Origin of the sequence: Sphingomonas sp. MMS12-HWE2-04, from assembly GCF_044881185.1 — a bacterium.
Taxonomy (GTDB): Bacteria; Pseudomonadota; Alphaproteobacteria; order Sphingomonadales; family Sphingomonadaceae; genus Sphingomonas.
Map to the genome: position 1 here is coordinate 2549348 of NZ_CP173254.1, position 16698 is coordinate 2566045.

The window sequence follows — 16698 nt, forward strand, 5'->3', positions numbered from 1 at the left end:
GACCGGCATGGCCATTGCGCTACGCATCGGCGCGGGGGGCCGCATGTCGGATTTCGAATTCATCTTTTCGCTGTTCGGGCTGCTGCTCGGCCTGTCGCTGACCGAGGTGCTGGGCGGCCTGGCGCATGCGATCGAGGCGCGGCTGCGCCCCGCTTCGACGGTCCATGTCGGGTGGCTGACGCCCCTGCTCGGCGCGTTCGTGATGCTCGACTTGCTGTCCTTTTGGCAGGCGGCCTGGGTAGTCCGCGACGCTGTGGGCGTCTCTGGACGCGCGCTGGTCGCGGTCACTGGCTTTGCCAGCGCCTATTATCTGGCCGCCCGCCTGGTCTTTCCACGCGACGCCGACGATCGCGACTTCGACGCCCATTTCTTCCGGGTGCGCCGCGTCGTGATCGGCGTGATGTTCGTGCTGCTCGTCTGCCAGCTCGGCTGGTATGCGAGCCTGCCCAAGCTCGCGCCGCATCTGCTGCGCCCGCTGCCGCTGGCGATGACCATGATCCTCGTGCTGCTCATGGTCGCCGCCATGCTCGTTCGCGGCGAGCGCTGGTGCCGGCTGGTGATGCTCGGCCTCGTCGCGCGCTATGTCGTGGTCTACCTGCTCTAGGCGTCAATCGCCCTTTTTCGGATCGCCGCCGACTGCCGGCACCGGGCCGAGATCGCCCTGCCCCACCGTGGCACTCGCCATCTCCAGCATACGATCGAGGCTGTTCTTGGCCTTGAGGCGCATGCCTTCCTCGATCTCGATCCGCGGATTGAGGTCGCGCAGCGCGAGGTAGAGCTTCTCCATATTGTTGAGCGCCATGTACGGGCAGATGTTGCAGTTACAGTTGCCGTCGGCGCCGGGTGCACCGATGAACTGCTTCTCGGGCAACGCCTTTTCCATCTGGTGGATGATGTGCGGCTCGGTCGCGACGATCAGCGTGTCGCCCGGGAAGCTCTTGGCAAAATCGAGGATGCCGCGCGTCGAGCCGACATAATCGGCATGGTCGAGGATGTGCGGCGGGCATTCGGGATGCGCGGCGATGGGAGCGCCGGGATGCTGCGCCTTGAGCTTGAGCAGCTCGGTTTCCGAAAACGCCTCGTGCACGATGCATACGCCCGGCCAGAGCAGCATTTCGCGCCCCAGTGTGCGCGTGAGATAGCCGCCGAGATTGCGATCGGGCCCGAAGATGATCTTTTGCTCGGGCGGAATCTGGCTGAGGATCTTCTCGGCCGACGAGCTGGTGACGATGATGTCGCTCAGCGCCTTCACTTCGACCGAACAGTTGATGTAGGTCAGCGCGATGTGAGCGGGATGCTGGGCGCGGAACGCGGCGAACTGATCCGGCGGGCAGCTGTCTTCGAGCGAGCAACCTGCGTTCATGTCGGGCAGCACCACGATCTTGTCGGGCGAGAGGATCTTGGCGGTCTCGGCCATGAAGCGTACGCCGCAGAACGCGATGACGTCGGCATCGGTCTCGGCCGCCTTGCGCGAGAGATCGAGGCTGTCGCCGACGAAATCGGCCAGGTCCTGCAATTCGGGCTTCTGGTAGTAATGCGCAAGGATGACCGCATTGCGCTCCTTGCGCAGCCGATCGATCTCGGCGCGGAGATCGAGCCCGGCGAGATTGCCGCTGAGTCCGCCGGCCCCGTTCGATACGCGTGCGTCCATCTTTTCGTCGAGCCTCTTAGAAACCTGTGAGGCCCAAATGGCGGGCTAGCGCCCCGTGATCAAGGGACCAGAGGGCGGAGGCGCAAACTCAAGCGGTGCGACCAGAGCGCCGGGGCTGCCCGCCATTGCCGTCTCATAGATCACCAAGCCGATCGGGCTGTATGCAATCAGGCTCATCGCAAGCTGCGTCCCGGTGATCGCGGCGACGCCGTACCAGAAAGCAGGATGCACTGCGCCGCGCCGCCGAAGATCCGCAACGATGCCGATCGCGGGCCACACCATCACCGCGGCAAACACACCCCATTGCGCATAGGGGATCATCAGCGGCATCGGCAGCAGCCGGCCGAATGCAGGCCCGGTGAGCACTGCCATCGCGCAATAGAGCAGGCGCCGATGCCATTCGGTGCGCCGGCGCAGCAGGATCGCCGCCGCAATCAGCCCGCCGAAGCAGAGCACGCTCAGCGAATTCATCACCAGGAAATAGAGCGGAAGAAAGAAGAAAGGCGACGCACCCTGGCGGACCATCGCCAACGTAGTGCTGATGCCGACAACGACCATGGCCCCCGCCCAGCCCGCACCGACCCAGCCAAGCCGGCGATGCAGCGCCATCGATCCGCGGGTCACGAGCGCGTTCTGCGTCACATACAGGACCACCCACCCGAAAAACACCAGCGCATGAAGATGGACGCGCCACGGCGCGGCAAAGGTCGATCGTCCCATCGCAAGCTGCAGCGAAAATCCTGCGGCGATGATCAGCGCCATTGCGATCGCCATTGTCAGAAAGAAACGATCATCGCGCCCCAATTCGGGTCGCGGCCCCGCCAACGTCGCCATGCCATCCCCCTCACGTCATCGCAGTCGTGAAGGTACCTCAAGCGGCAACGCGTCTCAACCGCTCACCATTTGTTGGCGAGCACATCCTCCGGCTTGCGCGTGGTATCCCAGACTTCGCGACTTCCCGGCCGCTCGCCGGGGAAATAGACCGAGACCCCCGCATCGAGCCCGGCGGCCTTGAGCGGCATGGCGAAGCTGCGCTCGATCGCCCGGCGCGTCGATTCCCGGGCGAGTTGCATCGGCGCAGCGGCGCGCGCCTGGCGGATAAGTTCCTGCTGGCCGGCCTTGCGATTGGCGGCATCGAGCTGGCTCTCCACATCGGTGAAGCGCATCAGCAGTCCGTCATTGCTGTATTCGCGGATGCCGTCGAGATCGACATCGGGGCCGATCACCTCGAGCGGCGGCAACACGATGGTGAGCCGCTTGGCGTTCGCGTCCCAGGCGAGATCCTTTTGCTGGAGCTTCGCCAGATCGACTTCATAGCGCACCATGCCGGGCATGATCAGCGTCTTCTGCGCGGTCATGCCGAGCCGGCTCTGCTTCGAGGTGACGACTGCGACATAGCGCGCCGCAAAGGTGGACAGGCGGTTCTGCTCGCGCAGCCCTTCGAGGCTCGCCTGGGCGACGGTCACCGGATCGGGGCCGCGGAACTGGCTTTTGACGGTATCGCCGAGGAACCAGAAGCCCGCGCCGATCGCGACGACGAGCGCCGCGACCAGCGCGGCGAACTTAAGGCAGCCCCAGGTTTTCACGCGGCGATCTTCCACGAATTGCCCTCCCCCTGGACGAGGCCGCGCGCGCGCAGATCGAGCAAGTGCGCGAGCACCGACCGGCTCGCCGCACCGTGCAGCCGCGGATCGAGCCCGACATACATGCGCGCGACCATCGCCGGTACTGCGCCGATCTCCTCGCGCAGCAATCGGAGAATTTGGCCCTCGCGCTGTTTGCGATGGCCGATCAGCCCGCGGACGAAGCGCTGCGGGTTGGTCACCGGATCGCCATGCGCGGGATAATAGATGCGATCGTCGCGGCGCATCAGCTTGTCCAGGCTCGCCAGATACGACGCCATGTCGCCATCCGGCGGCGCCACCACGGTGGTCGACCAGCCCATGACATGGTCGCCGGTGAACAGGGCATTGGCCTCGGGCAGGGCGAAGGCGAGATGGTTCGACGTGTGCCCCGGCGTGGCGATCGCAGTCAGCGTCCAGTCGGAACCCGTTATGCTATCGCCGTCGGCGAGCACGCGATCGGGCGCATAGACAGTGTCGAACGCTGCGTCGGCGCGGGGGCCGGCATCGTCGAGTGTCAGCGGTGCGCAGCCGATGATCGGGGCGCCGGTCCGTGCCTTGAGCGGCGCTGCCGCGGGGCTGTGGTCACGGTGGGTGTGGGTGCACAGGATCGCTGCCACCGGCCGGCCCGCGATCGCGGCGATCAGCGCGTCGAGATGGCGCGGATCGTCGGGCCCCGGATCGATCACCGCCAGGTCGTGCGTGCCGATCAGATAGGTCTGGGTGCCGGTATAGGTGAAGGGGGACGGATTGGGTGCGAGCACCCGCGTCACCAGCGGCTCTACGCCTAGCGCTTCGCCCGTGGGAGCCTCGTTCATTCGGCAGATGTGGCGGCGGAGGCGCGTTGGCGCAAGATGGTGGCGCTTGGACACACCGCCGGAAACGTAACAGGGCCGGCCGCGAAGGAGTTTCGGCCGGCCCTGCGTAAAGGGCGTCTGCAGTCAAACGCTGGGAGACCGCAGGCGCCCCTCCCCCTCGTCGTCGAGCGCGTCAGTCGTTGCGCTCGAGGCTGTTCTCCAGATTCTTTTCGAGCTGGGCCATTGCCTCATCGATGCCCTTGAGCGCCTTGGCACGGTCCTCGCTGCTCATATCAGGGGCGCTCTCGATCGAGCGGCGGGCTTGGCGCAGCCCCATCCGCGCGCCTTCCATGCCCATCTGGCGGCCGTGCATCGCCATCCGGGTGGCATCGGCGGTGACCATCGCGATCCGGTCGGCGCAGATGATCATGATCCGCTTCTTGCCTTCCTGCCGGTGCTCGACGTTCGGCTTACCCTTGCCGGTGCCGCAATTGCCATCCCGGATTTCGGGCATTTCCGGGATGTTGATCCGCACGTCGCGCATCTCGGGAATTTCGGAGACCTGCTGGGTGCCATCGGCATGGACGACGACGATCTTCTTGACCTGCTTGCCGTCCTGTTTCTGCTCGTAGCGATAGACGTGGCGGCTGCCCTCGATCGGCGCGGGTGCCGCCGGGGGAGCTGCCGGCGCGGGGGCTGCGGCTTCGGCAGGCGGTGCCGGCGGTGCGGGCATATCCTGGCCGAGATCGACGCCGATCGCGGTGCTCATCTTGTCCTTCATCTTCTCGGCCGCCTGGGTGCCCGAGGCCGTGAGACCGAGCGCGGCGATCGACAGCGCGCCGATGCCGGCAAGCCCCGTGGCGATGCGGATGGGGGACGATTTCCGGGTCTTCGAAAGCATGCGTAACCTCCCTTTGACTTCGTTGATCGTGTGCAAGTGACATGCCGCCGAGACCGCACCCCCATGCGCGGACTTGACGATTGCGCGACCATAAGCATGGCGCAGCGCCTGGGCGCGGCCGGCGAGCACCAGCGCGTCGCAGGCCATTTCCTGATCGGCGCGGAAGGCGCGGAAGGCCTTCCAGGCGATCGGATTGAACCAGTGGAGAGCAAGGACGATCAGCGCGACCCAATTGGCGATCAAGTCGCCACGAATGTGATGGCCAAGCTCATGCGCCAGCGCGAGATCGCGCTCCTGCTCGTCATAGCGTTCGGCGAAATCGCGCGGAAAGGCGACGTATTTGCGGAACACGCCGAACGCCAAAGGCCCATGCGCGGCATCGGTTTCAATCACGCGGACCTTGCCCTGCGCCACGGTGCGATCGACGCGGGCGCGGCGGAGCAGCTTCGACGTGTAGCGGCTGTGCGCGAACAGATGATAGGCGAGGAACGCCGCGGCGCCGAACGCCCAGGCGAGCAGAACCACCATCCAGAGGCCGAAATTGACTTCGGCACCCGCGGCCGGCGCCGCACCGAGCGGCTCGACGACATAGATCGCGACGATGTCGCTCGCCGCGGCAACCGGCGCCGCCGCCTGCTCGCGCCAGCCGGCGGGCAGCGACGGCATCAGCAGCCGCGCGACCGGCAACAGCCACAGCGCATAGGCCATCTGCGCACCGAACGACTTGCGGACCGGCGCGCGAAGCACCAGCACCAGCAGCATCAGCAGTGTCGTGGCGACGAAGGTCTCGAGTGCCCAGCCGATCATGACTTCAGCTCCTTCAACAGCGCTTCGATCTCGGCGATGTCCTGGTCGGTGATCGCGTCGCGCTCGGCGAGGTGAGCCACCAGGGGCGTGAGCTTGCCGCCGAACAGGCGGTCCATCAGCTTGCGCGATTCCCCCTCGACATAGTCGCCGCGCGCGACGAGCGGGCGATAGCGATAGCGCCGGCCATCCGCCTCATGCGCGATGATCGCCTTGGCGAGCAGTCGGCCGAGCAGCGTCTTGACGGTGTTCGCGCTCCAGCCGCGTTCCTCGGGCACGCGCTCCACGACTTCCTGCGCCGTGAGCGGAGACTCCTCCCAAAGCACTTCCATCACGGCATGCTCGGCGTCACTGATCCGTTCGGTCATGAGTCCCTCTCTCGACTACGGGTGTAATCGTTACGATTACGACTGTAGTCAAGCGGGTTAACGCTGGCTGAACATCGATTTGCGCCGAAGCGAGCTGTGGCTGTGCACGATTAGCCCGCATTTGAGCGCATATGATCAGCAGGTTGCGCGGATGCGCCCTTGAAATGGCCCGTGATCGGCTATCGTGCGGGCAATCCGATCGCCGAGAAATCGCGATCGATCGCCGCGACCTTGGTAGCGATGCAACCAAACCATGCCGAAAAAATTCACCCGGGACAATCCCGCGCCCCCCGAACCACAAACGCCAGTCGTGAGTAATGGGCGACGTGGTCGAGCCGCGATGCGAGTTCATCCAGGGGAACGCTCTGAACGTTGCCAATCTCGACGTCTGGCCTGTTTTGTGAGTAGACCCAAATGCGGCGTATCTTTTGAGCCCGATCGACGAGGTGGCCCGGGAAGCGGGGAGCGAGCGATGAGCGGTCGTACATGCATGCCTATACTTGAACGCGGAGATGACTCAGTTTCCCGGTCGGGATGTGTGGGAAGTTCGGGCCAGCCGAGGTTTCCGGCGAAGATTGCCGGCAGGCCACCAGCTTCGTCAGAAATGAGCAGGCATCGATGGATTCTATTGATGCTGGTCGTAACGAGTTGTGGCGCTGATTCAGGCGCTGTGAACCACTCCGAAGCTTCGAGCCGCACGGAAATCAGCAAGCAGCAAATGCTTTCGAACCGAGAAAGTCAGGCCATGACCGATTCCACTCCATGGGGAGAGATTCAGCTCGGCCAAAGCGATCCTCTCAAGATCCTGCCTGCTACGCGCATCAGCGTCGAGACGCGGTTCAACCCCGCCGTCGCTGGGGCGCTCCATCTCACCGCGTTGAACGAACGCCCATTCGCCAACCGCGTTTCGGACGCCTGTGTCCGCATGCTGCGTTCGACAGGTCGTCCATCATCGATCATGGCATCACCGGGGCAGATCAGAAATGACGGCACGAATGTCCTTCTTCGGCTAACGATCGAGCCGAACGCGAAGGGAACCCCTTATCGCATATCGCTTGTCGCGATTCAGGGCGACGCCCACTGGTGGGCGAGCATCGAGCGTCCGTCCTTTCGCTACGTGCCCAACAACATTCCGATCCGACCGGATGGCACGACGCCGGACGGGCGTCCCTATTGGGATGCAGCGCGCGACACCGATGCTCTAGCCGAGCGACTTTGCAATCACCTTGTGAGCGGAGGTTCGAATGCCAGCTAAGGGTAATATCGGCCGGGCGAAGGCGATCGCGAGCTATCCTGCTTTTGGCAATTCCATCAGCTACACATTCTATCAAACACTTCCCGCCGCATATTCTACGCTCAGTGTACCTTTTGCGGACAGCACGGGGGCGAAGCCGACTTTTACGAGTATTTTCAAGCCGATCCTGCCGGAAGACCCCGAGCGGGACATCTACGCGATTGCCGCGGCCCTGATCTCGCAATTTGCCAATGTCACCTTTACAGTCACGGCGAATGCCAACGCGGATATCGGATCGCAGCACTCAATTATTCGACGAACTCCGCAGGCGCCTGGGCTTCTCCCGGCAATGGTAATGCACAGGGCGCGTTCGCCGGTGACATCTGGCTCACAGCACCGTCTCTGGTTGCCGCGAATAATATTGCGCCGGGCTCAACCCATCCAGACTATTCATACTGGGCACTGCCGCACGAGTTTGGTCACGCGCTGGGTCTCCATCATACATTCGACGACACAGCGGCAAAGGCGCCTTTCAACGGGCTGCTGGCTATCGAGGACAATGTTCGATTCTCCGTCATGGCCTATGCCGCCCATCCGACGGAGACTCACTCCGTCCATGAATTTCAGCTTTACGACATAGCGTCGCTGCAGACGCTCTATGGTCGTGCTGCGTTTAATGGCGGCGACACCAGCTACAGCGTCTTCGATGAGGCCAATCCCGGCGATGGCGCTGCGCAGGATCGTATATTCGCACTCTGGGACAGCGGTGGCGTCGACACCATCGATGTCAGCGATCCGCGTTACGTAAGTTCGTTCAACTGATGGACTTACGTGCACAGATGGAGCTCCTCAGCCGAGGAAAGCGCCTGAACTTTTATGCGCACAGCCACACGAGCCAATGACTGTGCGCAATCAGAGTGCTTCCAGGACAGCGACCTGCTGCGGCGCTTTTTCGAGAGGACCGTTGCGCCCAGGCCGGAATGACGGAAGCGTCGACCGCGCCGCCTTCGTCTGGGACCATGACGAAGAGGACGCTCGCGACAATGCTGCTATCTTTCGGCCGATATTGCATGAACGGGCAACAACGCGGCCCCCAGCGTGATTGGTGAATCGGTTACGCTCGATACCCGCACCGGTGGACGACGCTGGTCGACAGTGGTCACCAGCGTGGCACTCGCCAGCCGATCAGCAAGCCCCTGGAGGATCACATTCGGTAGAGGGCCGGTCAGCACGATCGCACCCGGGTCCAGCCAGGCGAATGCTGTGTTGCACACCACCTCCAATTGTTGCGCGGCGCGATCCATCCACCGTTCGATCGTCGAACGCTGAACGCTGGCGGTTGGGTCGATCTCCGCAACCGATGACACGTCGATACCGTTGGCGCGCAATGTGGCGAGCAGATCGACCGGGCTCGGCCGCGGCCGATCGCCCGGAAACAGGCAGCCGATCTCTCCCGCGACGCCGAACTGACCGCGGACCAGCCCGCCCTCGACAATTAGCCCCGCACCGATCCCATACCCGAACAACACCGCGATCACGGTCGAGAACTCCTGCAGCAGACCGCCGAGATAATATTCGGCGATCACCGCGACATTGGCGTCGTTCTCGATCCAGAGCGGCCATCCCAGTTCGGTGCCCAAGATGTCGCGTAGATCAGCGCCGCGCCACCCGGGCATGTCGTCCACGACGCTCCAGCGGTCACCCTCCGGAGATAGTGCAGGGCCAGGCACCGCAACGCCGATCCCCAGCATGCGCCGCCCCAGCAGGCCATGCCGATCGACCATCTTGTGCGTCAGTGTGCGTACGCGCCGGGCGAAAGCCTTTGGATCGAGTGGTGCCGCATCCTCCAAATGGGTCGCGATCGTACGACCGGCATAATCGACCAGGGCAACCTCCAACACGCCTTTATGCGCCGTCGCGCCGACCGCATACCCGCCGCTCGCCGCCAGACGCAGGGGGATAGCCGGACGCCCGCGGCGGGGCTCGATCCCCTCCGGCACATCCTCGACGACGCCCATCGCAATCAATTCGCGCGACAATTTGGTCAGCGCGGTCGCGCTGAGCTCCAATCGCGCCGACAGCGCCGAACGAGAAAGCTGCCCCGCCTTGCGGAGCTCGCGGAGAATGCGACGCTGGTCCTTGTCGAATATCCGATCCGGCACGCTTGCCTCCCTTTCCCCTATCCTCCGACATATCTGTTTATTTTCATAATAATAATTATTTCTGTCACATCGCGCGGCCACTGGCCCCTGGTCGCCGATCGGGGTCGCCGACCGGACGACCCGGAATTTCAATTGGGGGGCTTCATGCTCAAAACCGTTCTCGCCGGCGGCACCGCGCTCGTCGCGCTGTGCTCCACCTTCGCCGCGCCTGCCTTTGCGCAGGCTGTCGATCCCGCCAAGCCTGCCGCAGCCGAGAAAGCGGATGCGGAAAAGGCGGAAAATCAGGGCAGCGATATCATCGTCACCGGATCGACGCGTGCGCAGCGGCGTTTCGACGTATCCTACGCGATCAACACGATCTCAAAGGAAGATGTCGAGAAGATCGCCCCCGTCAATTTTGCCGACCTAATCGGCCAGCTTCCCGGCTTCCAGACAGAGATCACCGGTGGCGAGGTCCAGAACATCTATCGCATCCGCGGCCTGCCGAACGACGGCGGTTTCGTCAGCTTCCAGCAGGACGGCTTGCCGCTGTTCCATGAAAATGACGGCGTGTTCTTTCGCGGCGACGCGATCCTGAAACAGGATTTGATGACCGACCATGTGGAGGTCGTGCGCGGCGGTCCCGCCCCGGTTTATGCAAGCTATTCGGGCGCGATCGTCAACGCGATCACCGTGACCGGCAAGGACATTCCGCGCGGCAAGGCGCAGGTGACGCTCGGCGATACCGGGCTGTACCGGCTCGACGCCTATCAGGCGGGGCCGCTGAACAAGGATACCTATTACGCGATCGGCGGCTTCCTGCGCTATCATGATGGCTATCGCGACAACGGCTTCCCCAATGACAAGGGCGGTCAGATCCGCGCCAATATCCTGCATGAGCTCGATAACGGTTCGATCAAGTTCAACGTCAATTACGTGAACGACCACAACACCTTCTATCTGCCGATCCCGACTGCGGACCCGCGCAACCCCAGCGTCTCGCTCGATCCGTATATCGATTATTTCACCGGCACGATGAACTCGCCGGCACTCCGCAACGTCAATCTGAAATACCGCGACGGCGCAGGCGTGATCCAGAATCGCACGAGCGACCTTTCCGACGGCCGCCACATGCAGATGATCAACCTCGGCGTGCAATATGATGCCGATTTCGATGGTTGGCTGGTCTCGGCCAAGGGCGGGTACACGCAGGGCAAGCTCGATTTCACTGCCTTTTATTCGACCACCAATCCCGCCGACGGCAACAGCTTCGCCAACAGCTATTTGGCGCGTGCGACAACAGCGTTCGGCGCGGTTTCTCGGCTCGGCTATGTGCTGGCGGGGACCAATACCGTCTATGATCCCTATGCCCAGTCCGGTCTGGTGATGCAGGGTCAGTACCGCGATATTCATTCGAAATTCTATTCGGCGCAGACCAACATCTCGGTCGCCAAGCGGTTCGATACCGGTCTCGGCAGCCATGATCTGAAGCTTGGCTTCTATGGCAGCCTGTACGGCGAGGACAGCAAAACGCTGTATCAGAACTACTTGATCGAAGTCGCCGGGCAACCGCGCACGCTCGATCTGGTCGCCTATTCTGCCGCCGGCACCGTGCTCGGTCGCGTCACCGATAACGGCGTGCTGAATTATGCCGCCACGCTGAACCGGGGCGATTCCGACGCGAAAATGTTCGCGCTCTATGCGAACGACACGTGGGAAATCGTGAGGGGCCTGCGCATCGACGCCGGCATCCGTCACGAACGTTACAGCTACAAGGGCTGGGCCGCCGTCACCTCGCAGGTAAACCTCGGCGACGCGACGACGCTGGCCGACGACACCACGCGCGCGTTCACCGGACAGATCATCAATGCGAAGCTGTCGCCCAACGTCACCAACTGGACGGTCGGCGCGAATTACGACTTCAACAATCACATCGGCGTCTATGGCCGTGCCTCGCATCTGGAGACGCCGCCGAACATCCAGACCGTCATGAGCATCAACCCTACGATCCTGACCACCGTCGCCGACCAATATGAGGCCGGACTCAAGCTCGCATCGGGCCGCTCATATCTGTACGTCACCGGTTTCTACACCAACTTCGATCCACTCAACGCCTCGTTCCTGGCGTTCGACCCGACCACGGGCCGCAACGACGTGAATGTGCCCTTCATCGGTGAAGCCCAGGTCAAGGGCATCGAATTCGACGGGGCATGGCAGGTCATGCCGTGGTTCTCGCTCAACGGCGCGCTGACGGTCAGCGATCCCAAATACAAGAATTTCGCGAGCGCGACCGGCGCCGATCCCGAGCAGGCGGAGGGCAATCAGATCGTCCGCCAGCCGAAAATCTATGGCAATATCCGCCCCAGCTTCGACTTCACGAAGATGGACACGGATATCTCGATCTATGGTCGCTACACGTACATGGGCAAGCGCTACGTCGATCTCTACAACAACACAGCGCTGCCATCCTATGGCACGATCGGTGCCGGCGTGACGCTGCGCCATGGCGGTTGGCAGTTGCAGGTTGTCGGTGACAATCTGTTCAACGCGCATGGCCTGACCGAGGGGAATACCCGCACCGACTCGTTGAGCGGCCAAGGCAGCGCCGAGGCAATCTATGGTCGGCCGATCTTCGGTCGCAACTTCCGCCTCGTGATCGGCAAGTCCTGGTGACGGTTCGCTGGCCGACGCCGATGACCGCATCGATCATCGCGATGGCCGCGCTCTCGCTCGCAACTGCTCCGGCTTCGGCCGGAGCAGCACAGGATGTGATGGTGCACGATCGCGTGGCGACGGCGCTGTCGGTCCGGCTGTTCCCCCTGTTCGACGCGATCGGCAGAAATCCGGCTGCGCTGAGCACTCTAAAAAACCGTCCTCCGGTCGCCACGATGCTGCATGCCCGGCAGGAACGGCGCGACGCCTGTGCCGAAGACCTCGTCTGCATCGCGCAGGCGATGATCTGGACTCCGTCTGACACCGCAGCTCTGGCGCAGGCCGTCCCATCGGAATCATATCGAGCGGATGACGGCGCGGCGGCACAGGCCGCGCGGGAGATCATCGGTATCAACACCGTCATCCGCACTTTCGGGCTTGGCGCTGTGCCGCGCTACCCACAGATCGACGGCGCCGGGACGCTTACTCCGGAAGAGGCGCATGCGCGTCTGCAAGCCGCCCTGTGGCTGTCGCGCACGCCGCACGCCGGTTCGGCGCAACCGATCGATCCCAGCATCGATTTCGCGCTCGCACTGCTCGACGGTGCTGACCGCACCGATGCCATCGGCTTTGAACCGCTGATGCGTGGCCCGAACGGACCCGCGATGAAGCGCGCGACCAGCCTCGACTGGGGCCGCTATCGCTATAGCGCGATGATCGTGACGGGCGTAGGCCCAGAAGTCAGCGACATGCCGCTCAGCCCGTACGGCAAATATCATCTGCGCCTTGCCGCCAATCGGTTCGCGCAGGGCGATATACCGTTCATCATCGTGACGGGCGGTCGTGCCCACCCGCGCGCGACCCGTTTCGCCGAGGCGCAGGAAATGCGCCGTGCGCTGATCGAACGCTACGGCGTGCCTGCCGATGCAATAGTCATCGAACCCTATGCGCGCCACACCACCACCAATTTGCGCAACGCCACCCGGCTGTTGATCGCCATGGGTGCGCCGCTAACCAAGGACGCGCTGATCGTCTGCAATCCCGAGCAAAGCGCAACTATCGGTGCACCCGCCTTCGCGCAGCGCAACCAGACGGAACTTGGCTATCAGCCCGGGACCGTTGGCAGGCGCCTGTCGCCGACCGAACTGGAATTCCGCCCCTCCGCCACGTCCGCGCGGATCGACCCCCGCGACCCGCTCGATCCCTGACCCCGATACGGAGTAGCCGATGCGCCGTTATTCAGCCGTGACGATCCCCGCGATCATCGCCCTCGCCCTCATGCCCACGGCCGCCAAGGCCTGGGGCGGCACCGCCCACACCGTGATCGACCGCGCCGCGATCGAAGCGATACCTGCGGACGGCCCCGCTTTCCTGCGCAAATATGAGGATTACATCGGTGCTTCGGCGTCGCTGCCCGATAGCTGGCGCGGCAATTCGGAGAATTTCTCGAAGATCGAAGAAGACCCCAACCACGGCTGGTTCCGGGAACAATTTCCCTTCCTCAGGCCGATCCCGCGATCACGCTACGAATTCGTGATCGCGCTCTACAAACAGTATGAAACCATCAAGGACAGCGACCCGGCTACCGCCGCGCGCACCAATGTCCGCTGGACCGGCACGCTGCCTTATGCCGCGATCGAGGCCTATGACCGGCTGGTCGTTTGCATGCGGTATGTTCGCAAGGCGCAGGCCGAACACCGCGACGCATCGGTTCCAGAACAACATTGCGCGTTCCAGGCGATCCGCCTCGGCCATTATATCGGGGATGGCGCGCAGCCGCTGCACAATTCGGTGAACAGCGATGGCTGGCGGGGCGCCAATCCGAAAGGGTACACCACCGACCGTTCGATCCATGGCCGGTTCGAAAGCGGCTTCGTCGACGGCATGCATCTGTCCGTGAAGGACATTGCCGCGCGTATCGGGGCGCCCGGCCACCGCGACGGCGACATGTTTGACGCCATCCTGGCCTTTCTCGATACGGCGGGCGACAAGATGGAGACGGTCTATAAATTGGAACTGCGTGACCGGTTCGCCAACTTCGCCGACCAGGACGTTCGCGATCTGATCTACGCGCAGACCGCGTCGGGTGCGGCGATGCTGCGCGACATGCTGTGTCGGGCATGGGTCGAAAGCGCGACGCCCCCCGCGAAAATCGACCTCTCCCCGATCGATTTCACCAATCCGAAATTCAATCCCGAAACCGGCTCGGCACCCGATTAAGCTGCGCGAGCGTGCCGGCGGCCGAGCGCCGCCAGCACGCTATGGTGACGATCATGGCCGATGTCGAAGCGCCGCAATATCGCAACGGCGCACAGCGAACCGACGATCGGCGCCCCCAGCCCCAGAAGCAGCATCCCGGCTTGTACCGACGGTGCCTGAGGCTGCCCCGCCACATAGTCTAGCCAGCCCAGCGTCCAGCCGATCGCCATCGTCGACGCTGCGCCGCTAGCCTTTACCGCGACCAGATATCCGGCAAACAATCCGGTCTCCAGCCGCCGCCCCTGTCGCCACGCCACGAAATCCACCGTGTCGGCCAGCAGCCCCCAAGGCAGCATGAACACGCTGGCGAATCCAAAGCCGATCACGACGGCGCATCCGGGCAACAGCGACGGAACACAAAGGCACAGGCCGAACAGGACCAAGCCCACCGCGCTCACCGCGTGCCCCATCGCCAGCAGCATGCTCTTGTCGAAACGGCTGGTCAGCGACGTCCAGGACAAGACGCCGACAAACTGCCCGATCGTCAGTGCAAGGAGGAGTGATCGCGCAAGCTCGGGACGGCCCAGCACATAGGTGCTTAGATAGAGCAGCATCCTCCCGAACATGGGCAGCGCGAACCCGGTGATAACGGCAAGCAGCGCCATGCCGACGACCAGAGAGTTGCGCAGTGGAATGGCGATGCTGTCCCGCGCGCCCTCGATGCCGTTTTCGCGCGCCACGCATTTCCCCGTCATCGCGACGCACAGGAACATCGTCGCCGCGAACACCAGCCCCGCCGAAACGCCAGTAATCGCCAGCGTGTCGAACGCGCGATCCAGTCCCGCTCGCTGGACTAGGGGCGTAAGGATCGTCGCGACAGCCAGGGCGCTGGCGGTACTGAACAATAGCCGATATCCCGAAATCCGGCTTCGCGCGCGACTGTCCCTGGTGATCTGCGCCATCAGGGCGTTGTGCGGCACGTCAATAACCGCATATGCGCCGCGAAACGCCAGCAGGGCAAGCGCCAGGATCCACCCCTGTCGCATGCTTGTGATGGGCATCGCATACAGCGTCGCGAATGCGACACCGCACGGCATGGCGCCCGCCGCCACCAGCCAGCGATAGCCGCGCCCTGCCCGCCGCAACCGGATGACAAGCATCGCCGCCAGCAGATCGAACACGAGATCGCCAGCCAGCGCCATCAGCATCAGACTGCCTGCCGCCGCCGCCGTGAGGCCGAAGACGTCGGTCATCAGGAACAGGATCGTCACATCCGCTCCCGAAAATACGAGCCCCTTGCCGAAATTGCCGGACGAATAGCCAAGTAGCCGCGCCTCGCGTGACGCGGTGGTCCAATCTATCGGTATCAGCGGGTTTCTACGGACAGATTCGACGGGCACGCAGGCAATCGCATTGTGGCGCTCGCAGGAAGGCCTGCCGAGACCCACTCGCTTCTAGATACGCATTATTTCAGTCTCGGGACGCGCCGGCGCCACATCGACTCCCGGAGCGAATGCCTGAGCAGTGAGGGGTTCCAAGGCAGGCTGCCATCCCCTCAACCCATCATCGTGAAGGAGCCGGGGTCCAGCTCTGAAGGGGACTATCGGGGTGCACGGCAAGCTAGCCAGTTGATGTGCACAACCGCAGACACGACAGCACCGGCGCAAGCAAGAAGTGTCGGAATTGCTTACAGCCGATGCGGGCGGCGGAGTCTCGTTAACCACCGAACCGCCTGAAAAACCGCGGGTCGCCTGATCTGGCACGCACGGTGCAACAGCATGAATACCCCGAGCGTTTGACGCTTCATTACAGGGTGGGTCGACCAGCTTTTACCGGTCTCGCGTCGGCCCACCCTACCCGGGCTTCCTCACATCCGGCGCTACTCGAACGCCATGGCGGCATGGCGGCATGGCGGCATGGCGGCATGCCGCGCGGACAAAGGAAAGGCCGAGCAACCAGCCCGGCCTCTCTCGAATCCAGCAAAGGGGCAGGATCAGGCCGGAGCGACGCCCTTGTCGCTCATCAGCTGCGCCAGCTCGCCGCTCTCGTACATCTCCATCATGATGTCCGATCCGCCGACGAATTCGCCCTTCACATAGAGTTGGGGGATCGTCGGCCAGTCCGAAAACGCCTTGATGCCCTGGCGGACGCCCTGGTCTTGGAGCACGTCGACGCTCTCGAAGGCGACGCCGAGATGGTTGAGGATCGCGATCGCGCGGCTCGAAAAGCCGCATTGCGGGAACAGCGGACTGCCCTTCATGAACAGCAGCACGTCATTGGCATCGACCAGATTCTGGATACGGTCCTGCACTTCGTCGGTCACGTCTCT

Annotated in this window: 15 protein-coding genes; 6 read left to right on the plus strand and 9 right to left on the minus strand. The window is 63.4% G+C overall.

Annotated elements, in window-relative coordinates:
• The first annotated feature begins 7 nt into the window (after positions 1–7).
• Entirely contained in the window at positions 8–604 is a 597-nt protein-coding gene (locus tag AB2M62_RS11565) for a hypothetical protein (protein WP_404333877.1), read from the plus strand.
• Positions 605–607: 3 nt separating this feature from the next.
• Here the strand turns inward: AB2M62_RS11565 and nadA are convergent, their stop codons facing one another.
• The 6 genes from nadA to AB2M62_RS11595 all read right to left on the minus strand — a co-directional run bounded on the left by nadA (position 608) and on the right by AB2M62_RS11595 (position 6143).
• The gene (nadA, locus tag AB2M62_RS11570) at positions 608–1651 is read right to left on the minus strand and encodes a quinolinate synthase NadA (protein WP_404333879.1); all 1044 of its coding nucleotides are present in this window, start codon (positions 1649–1651) and stop codon (positions 608–610) included.
• Between the two features lie 45 nt (positions 1652–1696).
• The gene (locus tag AB2M62_RS11575; RefSeq protein ID WP_404333880.1) at positions 1697–2485 is read right to left on the minus strand and encodes a hypothetical protein; all 789 of its coding nucleotides are present in this window, start codon (positions 2483–2485) and stop codon (positions 1697–1699) included.
• Between the two features lie 62 nt (positions 2486–2547).
• On the minus strand, positions 2548–3237 hold the full coding sequence (locus AB2M62_RS11580; RefSeq protein ID WP_404333881.1) for a DUF4230 domain-containing protein: 690 nt from the start codon (positions 3235–3237) through the stop codon (positions 2548–2550).
• On the minus strand, positions 3234–4091 hold the full coding sequence (locus AB2M62_RS11585) for an MBL fold metallo-hydrolase (RefSeq protein WP_404333883.1): 858 nt from the start codon (positions 4089–4091) through the stop codon (positions 3234–3236). Before AB2M62_RS11585 ends, AB2M62_RS11580 begins: the two co-directional genes overlap by 4 nt.
• Before the next feature lie 172 nt (positions 4092–4263).
• A complete protein-coding gene (locus tag AB2M62_RS11590; RefSeq protein ID WP_404333884.1) occupies positions 4264–5778 on the minus strand; it encodes a M56 family metallopeptidase in 1515 nt (504 codons plus the stop codon).
• Complete coding sequence (locus AB2M62_RS11595; RefSeq protein ID WP_404333886.1) at positions 5775–6143, minus strand: BlaI/MecI/CopY family transcriptional regulator; 369 nt, start codon at positions 6141–6143, stop codon at positions 5775–5777. The genes AB2M62_RS11590 and AB2M62_RS11595 overlap by 4 nt, the downstream gene beginning before the upstream one ends.
• A 631-nt stretch (positions 6144–6774) precedes the next feature.
• Between AB2M62_RS11595 and AB2M62_RS11600 the strand changes: the two genes are divergently transcribed.
• Both AB2M62_RS11600 and AB2M62_RS11605 read left to right on the plus strand, forming a co-directional pair.
• Complete coding sequence (locus AB2M62_RS11600) at positions 6775–7398, plus strand: hypothetical protein (protein WP_404333887.1); 624 nt, start codon at positions 6775–6777, stop codon at positions 7396–7398.
• Positions 7399–7953: 555 nt separating this feature from the next.
• Positions 7954–8199: a hypothetical protein gene (locus AB2M62_RS11605; protein WP_404333889.1), complete on the plus strand. Its 246-nt coding sequence runs from the start codon at positions 7954–7956 to the stop codon at positions 8197–8199.
• A 227-nt stretch (positions 8200–8426) separates the two neighbouring features.
• Here AB2M62_RS11605 and AB2M62_RS11610 read toward each other — a convergent pair whose 3' ends face one another.
• On the minus strand, positions 8427–9671 hold the full coding sequence (locus AB2M62_RS11610; RefSeq protein ID WP_404333890.1) for an ROK family transcriptional regulator: 1245 nt from the start codon (positions 9669–9671) through the stop codon (positions 8427–8429).
• A gap of 12 nt (positions 9672–9683) precedes the next feature.
• Here AB2M62_RS11610 and AB2M62_RS11615 point away from each other — a divergent pair, with 12 nt between their 5' ends.
• The 3 genes from AB2M62_RS11615 to AB2M62_RS11625 are packed head-to-tail and all read left to right on the plus strand — an operon-like array spanning position 9684 to position 14390.
• Positions 9684–12191, plus strand: coding sequence for a TonB-dependent receptor (locus AB2M62_RS11615; RefSeq protein ID WP_404333892.1), 2508 nt, complete (start codon positions 9684–9686; stop codon positions 12189–12191).
• A 41-nt stretch (positions 12192–12232) separates the two neighbouring features.
• Positions 12233–13378, plus strand: coding sequence for a YdcF family protein (locus AB2M62_RS11620; protein ID WP_404333893.1), 1146 nt, complete (start codon positions 12233–12235; stop codon positions 13376–13378).
• 19 nt (positions 13379–13397) lie between these two features.
• The gene (locus AB2M62_RS11625; protein ID WP_404333895.1) at positions 13398–14390 is read left to right on the plus strand and encodes a nuclease; all 993 of its coding nucleotides are present in this window, start codon (positions 13398–13400) and stop codon (positions 14388–14390) included.
• Here the strand turns inward: AB2M62_RS11625 and AB2M62_RS11630 are convergent.
• Complete coding sequence (locus AB2M62_RS11630; protein WP_404333897.1) at positions 14387–15640, minus strand: MFS transporter; 1254 nt, start codon at positions 15638–15640, stop codon at positions 14387–14389. The genes AB2M62_RS11625 and AB2M62_RS11630 overlap by 4 nt on opposite strands.
• Before the next feature lie 722 nt (positions 15641–16362).
• Entirely contained in the window at positions 16363–16692 is a 330-nt protein-coding gene (gene grxD / locus AB2M62_RS11635; RefSeq protein ID WP_404333898.1) for a Grx4 family monothiol glutaredoxin, read from the minus strand.
• Between the last annotated feature and the right edge of the window lie 6 nt (positions 16693–16698).

What these genes read in the sequence shown, in the direction of transcription:
- AB2M62_RS11565 (WP_404333877.1), top strand. Translation starts at nt 8, where the DNA reads ATGGCCATTGCGCTACGCATCGGCGCGGGGGGCCGCATGTCGGATTTC.
- nadA (WP_404333879.1), bottom strand. Translation starts at nt 1,651, where the DNA reads ATGGACGCACGCGTATCGAACGGGGCCGGCGGACTCAGCGGCAATCTC.
- AB2M62_RS11575 (WP_404333880.1), bottom strand. Translation starts at nt 2,485, where the DNA reads ATGGCGACGTTGGCGGGGCCGCGACCCGAATTGGGGCGCGATGATCGT.
- AB2M62_RS11585 (WP_404333883.1), bottom strand. Translation starts at nt 4,091, where the DNA reads ATGAACGAGGCTCCCACGGGCGAAGCGCTAGGCGTAGAGCCGCTGGTG.
- AB2M62_RS11590 (WP_404333884.1), bottom strand. Translation starts at nt 5,778, where the DNA reads ATGATCGGCTGGGCACTCGAGACCTTCGTCGCCACGACACTGCTGATG.
- AB2M62_RS11595 (WP_404333886.1), bottom strand. Translation starts at nt 6,143, where the DNA reads ATGACCGAACGGATCAGTGACGCCGAGCATGCCGTGATGGAAGTGCTT.
- AB2M62_RS11600 (WP_404333887.1), top strand. Translation starts at nt 6,775, where the DNA reads ATGCTGGTCGTAACGAGTTGTGGCGCTGATTCAGGCGCTGTGAACCAC.
- AB2M62_RS11605 (WP_404333889.1), top strand. Translation starts at nt 7,954, where the DNA reads ATGGCCTATGCCGCCCATCCGACGGAGACTCACTCCGTCCATGAATTT.
- AB2M62_RS11615 (WP_404333892.1), top strand. Translation starts at nt 9,684, where the DNA reads ATGCTCAAAACCGTTCTCGCCGGCGGCACCGCGCTCGTCGCGCTGTGC.
- AB2M62_RS11620 (WP_404333893.1), top strand. Translation starts at nt 12,233, where the DNA reads ATGGCCGCGCTCTCGCTCGCAACTGCTCCGGCTTCGGCCGGAGCAGCA.
- AB2M62_RS11625 (WP_404333895.1), top strand. Translation starts at nt 13,398, where the DNA reads ATGCGCCGTTATTCAGCCGTGACGATCCCCGCGATCATCGCCCTCGCC.